We start from the raw sequence: 13,028 nt of genomic DNA on the forward strand, positions 1-13,028 counted from the left end.
TGGGGAACCTTCTAGACCCTTTCGATATCAGGAGAAACTAGAACAGATTACCCCCCTGCTTCAACCCGTTCTCACCAATGAACTAAACAATGCTCAGGATACAAGGAAACTGGGAGAAACTCTATTTGAGGCAATATTTGATGATGTACTGCGTCAAGAGTTTGTCAACTTCTACCAAGAGGCTGTGCGGGACAAAAAACAGCTTTTGCGGATTGAGCTAGATATTGATGAGCAAACAATTCCTGAAGTGGCAGCATTGCCTTGGGAGTTTATGTGCTTGCCGGATAGTGCTAATTTAGGCCATCGCTGGTTGGGGACAGATCCAAATATTGTTTTCTCTCGTCGTCGTGCCCTGTGGCATTCTGCTCCCCCAATTCAGTTAGAAAAGGGTGAAAAACTAAGGATTGCTCTGGCGATCGCGGCTCCTAAAGATTTAGGCCATGTTGAGTATGAAGATATTAAAGAAGCGTTAGCAAGCTTGGCGCAGGAGCAAGCAGAGCGAATTGAACTGCTGCCAATTGTAAATCCAGCAACTCCCACTGCTATTGACAACTTACTTGAGCAGCAACCTCATATTTTCCACTTTATTGGTCATGGACAAATGCATAATGAAGCAGGGGAAGAAGTAGGAAAAATTGCCCTTGTCAAGAAGGTTTTCAAGACAGCTTCGTGGATGGATGCTGCTTCTTTCAGCGAACTGTTCAATCGGTGGAGTCCAGGAGTGGTTCTGCTACAAGCCTGTGAAAGTGGAATGCTATCTGCTTCTCAGGCTTTTGCCGGTACTGCCTCTAAGATAGTACAAATGAATATTCCAGTTGTGGTGGCGATGCAGTATCAGGTTTCAAATATTACGGCAATCCAGTTTGCCTATGAATTTTATGAACGTTTAGCCAAAGGTGAACCCGTTGATATTGCGGCTCAGAATGGTCGCCGCACAATTGGTTTGGAGACTGGAAATCGCAAGCGTGATTTTGCTACTCCTGTCATTTTTATGCGTTTGGAAGATGGCTATCTGTTCAAGCGTGAGGATGGGGAAAATGGTATAGAAAAATCCCTTCTGCAAAATCATCAAAATTCTGATCCATCTAACCTGTCATCTCAAACTAGCAGTAACAAAATTGTAGCAACAAGCAATTTAAGAATACAATTACCCCCAACTACCAAAACCTTTGAATTTGAAGTAGTAAAAATAGATGCTAAAGGGAGAGAAAAACGTAGCTGCCAACAAGCTGAACATTTTATCGAAACCTTGAGTGATACCGTTGGACTAGAAATGGTGTCTATTCCAGGGGGTCAATTTAAAATGGGTGCCCCTATAGAGGAAGAAATGTCTAAACAAGAGGAACGCCCTGAACATATAGTTACTATTAACCCCTTTTTTATCGGTAGATATCCGATTACTCAGGCACAGTGGAGGGTTATTGCCAACCTTCCAACAATTAACCGCCCTCTTGAACCTGAACCATCCTATTTTAAAGGAGATAAATTATCAGTCGAGCGGGTTTCTTGGTACCATGCAAAGGAGTTTTGTGTCCGGTTGTCACAAAAGACAGGGAGACAATATCGTTTACCCACTGAAGCTGAATGGGAATATGCTTGTCGCGCCAAAACATCAACTCCGTTTCATTTTGGAAGAAAAATTACACCAAATTTAGCGAATTATAATAGCAAAGATCACCATTATCGCCAACAAACGACAGAGGTAGGTAGTTTTACCCCTAATGCTTTTGGGCTATGGGATATGCATGGGTTAGTCTGGGAGTGGTGTGAGGACTACGACCACGAAAATTATCAAGGCGCACCATTAGATGGTAGTGCATGGCTAAATGATGGTAGTGCATGGCTAAATGATGGAATTGAGGAATATCGAATTTTGCGCGGTGGTTCTTGGGATTGTGATCCTAATTTGTGTCGTTCAGCATCTCGCTTTTCTGGAAATCCAAGCGTTCCTAAAAAAGAATTCGGTTTTCGAGTAGTTTGTTTATAGATGTAAAATTTACTGATTGCTGACTTACTGATTATGATCTAAGTAATTGATAAATTCTGCTATTTTTTATATCCTCAATTGAGGATAACTCAGAAACTTTTATACTGGTTTCCCGACGAATTTGAACTTTAGGATTTATTAACGACCTATTACACTGCCTTCTGTAAGGATGAGAAAGCCAATTCCAACTTCCTACAATAGCAAATTGAGTATCACAAACCAAGATTCTTTCATTAGTTCCTTCACTTTCAATGTATGCCCCTTCACCTAAACGAATAAGATGTAAATCTGAATACTCATCAATTAATTTTCTCAAACTCTTCTCAATCAATGAATTATTATCATCATTCTCTCCCCTTGCTCTGTCTTGTTTACCGTAGATTACTGTAACCTTTACTCCTTTCTTTAAAACTGAAACTACATCCTTCTCAAATTGTCTTGATTCAGGGGGTCTAATCCAAGGAGTAACAATTATTAATTCCTCTTCAGCGTGATCAAGAGCTTCGCTAAAAACCGTTATATGTTCACAATCATAAACCATAGTAGCTCCCGGTTGAGGCTGGGGAATTTCTTCCTCGGTTTTATACTCTAAAATAACCCCATTGTCTCGAATATGTTTAACAAGCTTGCCGGTCAGCCTTCCTTTCTTTAGCCTGTAAAGATTACCAACCAGTATAAATACTTCTTTGGCTCTCGATACAGCAACATTTAACATATTAGGTCGTTTGTTGATCCAATTAATCCTCTTTTTATCTTGTGGTTGGCAGACTTTGGTAGAGAGGATAATTACTCTCTTCTCAGAACCCTGAAACTTGTGAATTGTGCCAACGGATTTTTCCGATTTTTCCTTGAACTGAGGAAATTTTTCTTTAATCTCTTTTTCAAGAGCATCAGCTTGAGCGCGAAAAGGGGAAATTACACCAATATCTTCTAATGAATAATCTTGCTTAAGCAAATGCTCAATTATCTCCAATACAGCAGTAACTTCTTCCTGATTAACATTCTTACTGATAGTCCCCTCTACATGATAAGCAACTAAGTTTGACTCTAACAACGAATCAACTGGTGCTGTTTTTACCTCTAACCCATAACCAGCAATATCATCACAATATTCAATGATACTACGTTGACAGCGATAATGCTCTTTTAAACAAATTCCTTGACCCTGATCATTGTCTTCTCCACTTGCTCCCGCAGCACGATGATAGGTAGTAGCTCTATATTTTTCTTCCGGACTATAACGGTGGTAATCAATTTCTGTTAACCCTTTGTCCAAGAATGCTATTTGACGATAATCATGACGTCTCTGGTCAGTTAGGGTGATTACCGGCTCAAGTTGTAGAGGGTCGCCGACAATAATTGCTTTACGCGATCGCACCAATAATGGAAAGGTTTGATGCAATGGAATCATTCCAGCTTCGTCTACAATTGTGCGGTCAACACATTCCGAAACCCTAGGTAGCATATTTCGGATTGAAGTTAATGTACTTGTAATGACAGGAAATATTAAACTTAAATTTTTTATATGCTTATCTAAGTTGTTGGCAATTTCAGATTTAGATTTCCAATCTTTGGAAAGAAAGCTTGAATATACTTCTAAAGTATTTTTTACATCATCTCTGTCCTGGAGTGCTTGCTGAATTAGCAATTCTCGCGATAGCTTAAACAGTTCTTTATGTTGCTCATGAAACTTTTCCTGGAATGTAGTGTAAAAATCCTCTAGTGGATTTGCTAATCTGTTTTCTAATGCACGTAACTCTTCACTAGCTTGATTGTTTTTTGTTTCTGTTATTTCTATATCTTCATCAATTTCTTGTAATCTGGCTTGTACACGTTTTAGCTCTTCACCCTTGTCTAATCTTTCCCTAACCAACTGGGCTTCTTGAACTAACTCAGTACGAGTTGTGGGATTTTTAACATCAAAAGGAGTATTTAAGGTACTTTCGATGGCTGATTCACAAGCTAAAACCGCTTTTGTGATAATGTTTTTTTCGGTTTTTCTAGTTATCCATCGCCATAAACGAATCAACCAAGGCAATCTTCCTTCCGGTAACAGTCGTTCTGCATTTGTAAAACGGAAGTCAATTTTTCGATAAGCTTCGATAGGAAGCTGTTCGTACTCCGCCAAATCTACTGTTCGTCCCTGAAAGTTAGTTCTAGCTGCTAGAATTTCATCTAAATGTTGTTGAAGGTTTTGGATTTTATCTTGGAGTTCAGGTAACCGTTCTTCATCTATAGCTCTTTTGCGACGTTGTTCTAAATAATTCGACTCTTCAGCTATAAACTCATCTTTAATCTGCTTGATGCTTTCTTTGAGAGAATTGTAACGAGATTCATTAAAAGAATAGTTTTCTAAGTATTCAGATGCATATTCTAACTGATCTAATGCAGCCCCAGGTGATTCAATAGTTGGGCGACTTCCTCCTTTTATATAAAGGAAATTATGCTCTAAGGATCCATCATTTAACCACTCATCCAGTCTTTCAATAACATTTTCCACTGCTTTGTTGTTAGTACTACTCACAACTGTCAAATTATTAGTATTTTCCTCCGCTTCAATTATTGCCAGCGCCCGCTTAACTACTTGTTGAGCAATTAAATGAAGAATCAGGGTGGTTTTTCCTGAACCAGGAGGTCCTTGGACAGCAGTTAAAGGTTCAGTTTTAGCGTGTTTTAGTGCTACTAATTGTGAATTAGTGGGTGGATGGGTTGGGAAAGCTCCCATATAAATAACTTCATGTTTTCGATCTTGAGGTACACCAAACAAATACTCGTAAGCTGGATCTCCTTTTGACCAATTTTTCGAGCCTGACTTGATTTCTTGTAGATCTCTCTTGAGATTTATAGAGTATATAGCTGGTCTAAACTTAAATAAGTAAGGTTGTGGTTGAATTCTGCAACGAGAGCGAGCAGGAATTCTAACCTGGCGCATCCATTGTTCATAAGTTTCAAACTCAATTCCAAAAATAGTTTTATTTTCAAGAAAAGGTCGCAAACCATCTTTAGTAATCAATTGCTCCCGTTGCTCATCATCCAGCCTCAGGAAGGTGGCTAAGTTACCTCCAGCTTCTGTGAGTGTCAACGAATCTAAGTCCCACCCTTGTTCTTGATAGTCTCCCTGCAGGATGGATGTAACATCTAAGCTAAACAGAGGACAAAGATAAGATTTTTTATTGTCTATATCTATGACTTGCGGGAACGATAAAGCCCATACTGCTTCCTGTTGGCCTTGCTTTCTGCTGGTTAGTTCTTTGTGCAGTTCTGAAAATATCGCTTCTTCAATTAATACCTGGTTCCCTCGCAGCGTTACATCACTTTGCTTTACTATTTCCTGCTTAGCTACTTCAACCCTAGCGCTACTGCAATCATCTAAATTAATGTAGTCGAACCAAGCGTTAAGAATTGCCTCGATTTTCCTGGCTTCGTTCAAAATTACCTCCAGGTGGCGATATTTACTTTAAGAGTAGTGTGTTTATTTATATCAGTTTAACAGTATTCTCAAAAATCACAAGCTCTTTTTGTAATAAAAATATTTTTTCCCAATTTTTCCTTGAAAACTATTTAATTTTTATAAATGAGATGTAAACGTATTAGGTATTTTTTTAGTGTCTAATAAAAGTCCAAATTTCTTTCTATTCTTGCCTTTTGCCTCCTTTAGCCAAGCCTTTGATGGCAAGCATTGTGTTTACAACCCAGATATAAAGCCCCTTAGCATTTTCAGTTGAGATAGGAATGTATTTAATAGCGCTATAGTTATCTGCACATCCGAAGCGTAACAGCAGTATTTTATAATACAGATGTACTGTAATAGGAGGATTTCCTCCCCATGGAAACCTTGAACTATCATGAATTAGTCCAAAAAATCCTGAAAGCCCACGCTATCAATCTTAATGATGATCAGACAGAAGTTCAAATGATTTTTGATAGTGAGCGCAATCATTATTTACTGATGGTAGTGGGTTGGTATGACCAACGACGGGAATATGGAAGCTTAATCCATATTGATATAAAAGATAACAAAATTTGGATTCAAAGTGATGGCACTGAAGTGGGAGTAGCTAATGAATTAGTTGAAGCAGGAGTTCCCCAAAAGCATATAGTTTTAGGGTTTAAGTATCCCTTCAAAAGGCAATTTACTAGATATGCTCACCGGTAAGCTGGTCTTGATTTAAATTATATTCTTGTGACAGGTGGGCAAGTTTAGTAGGGTGGGCAAAAAGTAATAGAGTTTTTCCATTAAGTTTATCGGCGATAAATTTTTGCCCACCATCATTAACTGTGGGTTGGCTAGAGTTTGGTGGGCAAAAAGTAATAGTTTTTTTCCATTAAGCTTATAGGCGATAAATTTTTGCCCACCCTACCATATCAGGCAAAAAGTAATAGAGTTTTTCCATTAAGCTTATCGGCGATAAATTTTTTTCCACCCTACCATTATAGCTTCAATCCAATAGCCAACTAAACAAATCGCCCACAGTAATGCTTAACTCCCTAGCAAAGGATGGCACCAAAAGTTGATCGGATGATTGATCAAACACTTCCATCTGCTGTTTTGGACGATAAACGAAAACCGTTTGCTCTTCTGGATCAATCAACCAGCCCATTGCCGTCCCATAGGTTAAACAATGGATAATATTTTTTGTCACCTTAGTTTGACTTTGGTCAGGTGAAAGAATCTCAATTGTCCAATCAGGCGCTGCCTGGAAAACATTGGCAATTTCGCCATTCTCATCACGAGGAATTCTCTGGGAAACAAACACAGATACATCGGGAACTGTTGATCGTCCACCAAAAGTACACCGAAGTTCTGGAAAAGCACGAGCAATTCTTTCTTGCTTCACTACTAGATTAATAGCAGTCACCAATTCCCCTTGAATTGTGCTGTGTTTTCCTTGTGGCATTGGTTTCTGAATAATTTTTCCATCAATGTACTCACTAGCCGGTTTAGTTTCTGCTAATTTAATAAATGCTTCCAATGACACTAGATTTGATTTTTGATTGGGAGAGTTTTGAGTAATCATTGCTAATGGCAAAAAACTCGATGTAATTCCTATCTATAGTCTATAAAATTTTCAGTTAAAACGTTTTTCATAACTATAATGTACACAGTATTCTTTCTCTATTCCCTATTCCCTATTCCCTGCTCCCTACTCCCTGCTCCCTGCTCCCTGCTCCCTGCTCCCTGCTCCCTACAAAAATGCAGCTAACCTAATTCAAAACCGCTATATTATCAAGCAATTAACCAGGGTAACCATATTGCTAAACTAAGCAAGCTGATACATAAAACTGGCATGGTAAGCATGAAGGTTAAGCGAATATAATAAACCCAACTGATTTGGATTCCTCTAAAAGCCAATACATTCAACCAAAGTAGCGTTGATAAACTCCCTAAGGGAGTAATTTTTGCTCCTAAATTGCAGCCAATCAAGTTACCATATATCATCACTTCTTTTATAGCTGGATCAATATCGTTAATGCTTTCAATTGCCGTAGCCTTCAGCAGTAATGTTGGCAAATTGTTGAGTACGCTAGCAATAAATGTAGCTAGGAAACCACTACCACTAGCTGCTAAAGTGAGTCCCCAATTAGAAAGGATTTCCAACCGCTGGCTCAACAGAGCAGTGATGCCAAGATTGTCCAAACCGATGCTGAATAGAAACAGCACTAGGATAAGTAAAATAATTCGCCATGGCAGTTGACGTGCTAGGTGTAAGATATAGCTAAGTCTACTAGCCCGACCGTTAAAGGAACGTGCTGCTAATGCCACCATCACTAAAGCTGCCATAGCAGCAATCCAGGCAATGGGGAAATTTAGGACTTTTGCGAACAAGTAGCCGATTAGGAGTAGTCCTAACATAGGAAAACTCAATTTAAAGATTAAGGAATCTCGAATCGCACGATTAGGTGGTGGTAGACGGGCAAGGTTATAGGTCAGGGGGATTTGGGGTTCAAAATAGAACCAGAGAATGATGATACTAGTGGCTATTGTGGCAACTGTTACGGGCAACATCACCATCACATAGCGCAACCAGGAAATCTGTAAATAATCAACATAAATCAGATTTACTGGATTACTCATCGGCAGTAGTAAGCTAGCGGCATCGGTAATAAAACCACTAGTAAATACAAATGCTAGAGTAGCTTTGGCACTAAAGCCAAGCAGCAGCAAAATTTCCATGACAGCAGCTGTCCAGACTATGGTGGTGGCCACGTTAGTAAACACATTGCTCAATAACATCCCGACTAGGATCACTAAGGAGAAAAGCAAATGGCCACGACCACATCCCCAATTAGCTATGTGAAGCGCTAACCACCGAAACCAACCTGCTTGACCTAAACTTAGGGCAATAATAATTAGAGAAATGAGGGTGAAAGTGGCGTTTCCAACTCTCGCCCAGACTATGGGAATATGGTGCAATAGCAAAGGGAACAGGGAATAGGGAATAGGGAATAGGGAGTAGGGAGTAGGGAGTAGGGAGTAGGGAACGAAAATTATCACAATTCCTACACGGATCCCTAAATAACTAATAACTAATTACACTAATTACTGGTAATCCGATGGTAGGCATAAGTGATCATTTTATGGTACTATCAACCGTCAACGGTGAACGGTAAACCGTGAACTGTCAAGAAAACCTAAAGCATTAGGTAAAATGAACTCTTAGGTCACAAATAGTGTTATATTCCTTAAGTTAAAGATAAAACCACTAGATATAGCGTGACCTCTGCCAGAGTCTTCCCCAAACCCATAAACCATATCCAGGAGTGGACAGCTAGTAGTGTTGATGAACAGCTGACTCGCCTCAATGTAAGGTCTCTCGAAGGCTCTAGCCCATTTGAGTATCTCTTCTATTCCGACTCCCTGCCCAGACGCAATGATGGTCGAGTGCTAAATTCGATTCTGGAACGCTATCAACACCTCGAACAAGGGGGATGGTGGTGTTCTGGTATTGACTTGCTTACTGGTCAGGAAGATATTTGGGGCTGTTTCAAACCCAGCCAACCCCGTCAGAGTGGGGAAACTAGGAAGCTAATAAAATATGAACATCCCCCCAAAACCCCCACAGGCTTGTTTGCTCTGCGAGTACCTTTGCACCTGTGGCAACGGATTGCTGAGCGCAATGATATTACTATTCTCCCCACAGACCTTGACCACAATCAACCGGATCTAGGGTTTTGGCAGTGGCTAATCTCTCACCCCTCGATTCCGTTGTGTATTACTGAGGGCGCTAAGAAAGCTGGAGCTTTACTGACTGCTGGTTACGCTGCGATCGCATTACCAGGAATTAATGGTGGGTATCGAATCCGTAGGGATGCCCAGGGAAATCGGATTGGGAAGTCTGACCTGATTCCTCAACTACGGAAACTAGCTACTCCCGAGCGACCGATTTACATAGTCTTTGACCAAGACTCGAAACCGAATACGATCAAAGCTGTCAATGCTGCGATTCGTAGAATGGGATATCTGCTCAATAAAGCAGGTTGCCCTGTGAAGGTAATAACTTGGGATGCCCAGCTAGGCAAAGGGGTAGATGATTTAATTGCTGATCAAGGTCAGAAGACCTTTGAGCAAGTTTACCAACGAGCACTCCCCCTGGATACTTGGAAAGCTAAATCCCTAACCCAGCTCACCTATCGAGCTAACCTTAAGGTAAATTGCCGCTATCTCGAAGAACTTCCGATTCCGGATACAGCCCAACTGATTGGGATTAAATCCCCTAAGGGTACTGGAAAAACCCAACTACTCGAAAAAATTGTCTCTCAAGCCCTAGCCCGAAACCAATGGGTGTTGGTGCTTGGTCATCGGGTGCGATTAGTAGAAGCATTGTGCCAACGCTTTGGAATCAAGTATATCACTGAGGTCAGGGATGACCAGAAGGAAGGGGTGTTAGGTTATGGTTTATGTCTCGACTCCTTGCATGGTAATTCTCAGGCTCGCTTCAATGCCGCTAACTGGTCTGATGGCGTAGTAATTATCGATGAAGTGGAGCAAGTGCTCTGGCATGGATTGAACTCTAGCACCTGTCAGAGTAATCGGGTTGCTATTCTCAAATCCCTGAAAACCCTAATCCAGAATGTCTTGGGGGGGTCTGGTCAAGTTTATATTGCGGATGCAGACTTGAGTGATATATCGATAGATTACTTACTGAGCTTGTCTGGCGTTGACCTGGAACCCTTCATCATTGAGAATGACTGGAAACCGAACATTGACGGCTCCTGGCAAGTTCATAACTATACCGATAGCACACCAAAAAGACTAGTGCGAGAGCTAGAAGCACACATTGCTCAAGGAGGCAAACCGTTTGTGTGTCTTTCGGCTCAAAAACCAAAGAGCCAATGGGGTACTTGCACTCTAGAAGCTTACCTAAAAAAGCAATTTCCCGACCTCCGGATATTGCGCATTGATTCGGAATCCCTTGGTGAAACCAGTCATCCAGCCATGGGGTGTATCAATAACCTCAACAATGTTTTAGGGGAGTATGACATTGTATTAGCTAGTCCTGCTATTGAAACGGGAGTTAGTATTGATCTGCGGGGACACTTTACCTCTGTGTGGTGTATTGCCCAAGGGGTGCAAGGAGAAAATAGTGTCAGACAAACCTTAGGGCGGATCCGAGAAAATCTACCCCGCTTCATCTGGGTAGCCCCTTATGGCTTTAATCGAGTGGGTAATGGCTCAAACTCTCTATCCTCACTGCTGGCATCTGGACAGCGTTTGACCCAAATGAATATTCGGTTGCTACAACAATCGGATTTCGATGCTGTGGATGATTTAGATACAGGCTTTCAAGCAGAATCCTTGATGTGCTGGGCTAAAATGGCTGTCCGCTTCAATGCGGCAATGGTGAGCTATCGGGAATCGGTGCTAGCAGGATTGCGTGCTGAAGGTCATCTGGTGATGGATGTTTCCCCAGCCAGTTCCACTAAAGCTGGGAAAAAGAAGTCTAAGGGTTCACCCCAAGCGGAAGAGTTGGGAGCACAGAATGCTCTGATGGCAGCGATTACTGAAGTTAGAGACCAAAACTATCAGGCTGAGTGTAATGCGATCGCATCTAGTCAAGACTTCAGTGATAGCCAATATCAAACGATTAGCAAACGCCTAGTCAAAACACCATCGGAGCGTCGCTCACTACGGAAGTACGATTTAAAGCAGCGTTATGCCATCCCAGTCACACCAGAACTGGTACTCAAAGATGACCAAGGCTGGTATCAGCAGCTACGGCTCCATTATTTTCTTACCATCGGTCGGCAACATCTAGCAGAACGGGATGCTAAGGTAGCGCGACTGTTAATTGAGCAAGGTCAAGGGAGTATATTTCTACCGGATTTCAATCGTGCTGTGCTCGGAGCCATGATTGGTACTATGAAGGTTTTGGGGATACCAATTCTATTAGAAAATCTGGAACGAGAACTCAAAAATACTGATCAGGACTTGCAAGAGATGGCTGCGATCGCATTAGCAAACCGTTGTGCTATCAAAACCATCACAGGAATAGGACTAGCTAAAAAAGCAACTCCGATTGTTATTATCAGGCGTTTCTTAGATAAAATCGGCTATGGCTTGCAGTGTATTCGTTATCAGAGCCAAGGGAAAAAGCGGTTCAGAGTTTATCAGCTAGTTAGTCCAGAAGATGGTCGCATGGAAGTTTTCCAGAGCTGGTTAGCTAGTGATGGTCAGAGGTTAGGTACTAGTGAAATTTGGCTGGATAATGATTTATCCCCTAGGTCGGATAACACTCAGTCAGTGGATTCAGACAACAGTAATTATATTCAATTGTGTTTGAATTTGAACTCTCCACGCTTTGAAAAACGTGGATTCTAAGCTGATGTCATTTCGCGGGTTAAAACCGCGCTGCGTGACGCTTCACGATAGGATCTAGACAGTGAATCTAATCGGTATCGTTGTGGCAGGTTCAAGACTGCTCTACCGACCTCGGCTAGGGGAAACCCTAGCTGTGTCGCTACTTTCCTAAGGATGTTACAAGCCCCGTTACAATCTGCGTTGATTAATTCGTTATTACCTGACCGATACAAACCACGCCTTACTCGCTTTCCGGAAGCCTTCCACCCTAAGCCCGAAGGGCACGCTTCGCGAACAGGTTTCTCGCCGAACGTAGGTAGAAAATCATCATCTAGAAAACTAGCTTTACTGGTGTAGCTTTCCTCAGTCTCAACGAATTTAATGCCGTGTTTAATACATAGTTGTTCAATCCGATTTTTTAGCTTAGCTGTGGGAATCTGAACAAACTCTTGATTAGTTTTATTCCCAATATTAATACTGTCTTTATTTCGTCGATTCCAACCAAAAACAACGGTGCTAACTTTATGTCTTATGCACCAATTGACAATAAACCTGGCGACTTTGTTGATATTGTCACGCATTTGCCTATTGCGCTTCTCAGTCAAGAAAGCCAGGCGCTCATCCCAGTAACCTTGAGTTTTGCCTTTCTTTATTTTTCCTACCTGCTTGTTGTACCACTGGTTTTGGGATTTTACCTTTCTGCCATCAATAATGAATGACTTCCCAGTGGTTGAAACACAAGTCAACCAGTTATTGAGTCCTGGATCAATTCCTAAAACGTCATTGGTCGATGCTATTGGTTCAATGTCTGGTTGTTTATAAACGAATTCCAAATAAAAACAGCCATTCCTGGGAACAAATCGAAACTCTCTTATTGATTTGTAGTCAAGATTAGATGGCATCGGAAGAAGGAAATGGTCAATCCCGAACCAGGCTTTGACCTGTTTACCCAAAGGGAACTTCAGCTGACCCAATACCTGTTTTACCCACCGAGCAGGATAGCTGACTACGGCCATACCTCCCTTTTTACGGTACTTTGGGACTCTAGGCTTATCAGGTAGCTGGCCTTTTTCGTACAACTTACTTAAAGCTTTGTAGGATTTAAAAGATTCAATAACTCCGTGCAGTGTTTGTTGCGCACAAGCAGACCTCATAGCCTTGAAATGGATATTGGTCTTAAGTATCTTGTCTAGCTCAGCATTATTCAGATACTTTCCTGCTTTAAACAATATTTGACGGCAA

At 41.2% G+C, this 13,028-nt stretch carries 7 protein-coding genes; 3 read left to right on the plus strand and 4 right to left on the minus strand.

What is annotated here, in order from left to right; genetic code table 11:
• On the plus strand, nucleotides 1-1,987 hold a 1,987-nt coding region (locus F6K52_RS21580), incomplete at its 5' end, for an SUMF1/EgtB/PvdO family nonheme iron enzyme (protein ID WP_293082412.1).
• 31 nt (nucleotides 1,988-2,018) lie between these two features.
• Here the strand turns inward: F6K52_RS21580 and F6K52_RS21585 are convergent.
• A complete protein-coding gene (locus F6K52_RS21585) occupies nucleotides 2,019-5,417 on the minus strand; it encodes an AAA domain-containing protein (protein ID WP_293082415.1) in 3,399 nt (1,132 codons plus the stop codon).
• Nucleotides 5,418-5,813: 396 nt separating this feature from the next.
• On the opposite strand from F6K52_RS21585, the gene F6K52_RS21590 reads away from it, so the two are divergent.
• Nucleotides 5,814-6,143, plus strand: a complete 330-nt coding sequence (locus F6K52_RS21590; protein WP_293082417.1) for a XisI protein — start codon at nucleotides 5,814-5,816, stop codon at nucleotides 6,141-6,143.
• A 283-nt stretch (nucleotides 6,144-6,426) separates the two neighbouring features.
• Here the strand turns inward: F6K52_RS21590 and F6K52_RS21595 are convergent, their stop codons facing one another.
• On the minus strand, nucleotides 6,427-7,005 hold the full coding sequence (locus F6K52_RS21595) for a Uma2 family endonuclease (protein WP_293082419.1): 579 nt from the start codon (nucleotides 7,003-7,005) through the stop codon (nucleotides 6,427-6,429).
• Between the two features lie 209 nt (nucleotides 7,006-7,214).
• Nucleotides 7,215-8,483 carry an ArsB/NhaD family transporter gene (locus F6K52_RS21600; RefSeq protein ID WP_293082422.1) on the minus strand — a complete coding sequence of 423 codons (1,269 nt, stop codon included), beginning with the start codon at nucleotides 8,481-8,483 and terminating at the stop codon, nucleotides 7,215-7,217.
• 219 nt (nucleotides 8,484-8,702) lie between these two features.
• Here F6K52_RS21600 and F6K52_RS21605 point away from each other — a divergent pair, with 219 nt between their 5' ends.
• Nucleotides 8,703-11,807 carry a plasmid replication protein, CyRepA1 family gene (locus tag F6K52_RS21605; protein ID WP_364418978.1) on the plus strand — a complete coding sequence of 1,035 codons (3,105 nt, stop codon included), beginning with the start codon at nucleotides 8,703-8,705 and terminating at the stop codon, nucleotides 11,805-11,807.
• Here F6K52_RS21605 and F6K52_RS21610 read toward each other — a convergent pair.
• A partial coding sequence (locus F6K52_RS21610) for a transposase (RefSeq protein WP_293082424.1) occupies nucleotides 11,804-13,028 on the minus strand: 1,225 nt, incomplete at its 5' end. The two genes, F6K52_RS21605 and F6K52_RS21610, sit on opposite strands and share 4 nt — an antisense overlap.

Origin of the sequence: Moorena sp. SIO3H5 (assembly GCF_010692395.1) — a bacterium.
Classification (GTDB): domain Bacteria; phylum Cyanobacteriota; class Cyanobacteriia; order Cyanobacteriales; family Coleofasciculaceae; genus Moorena.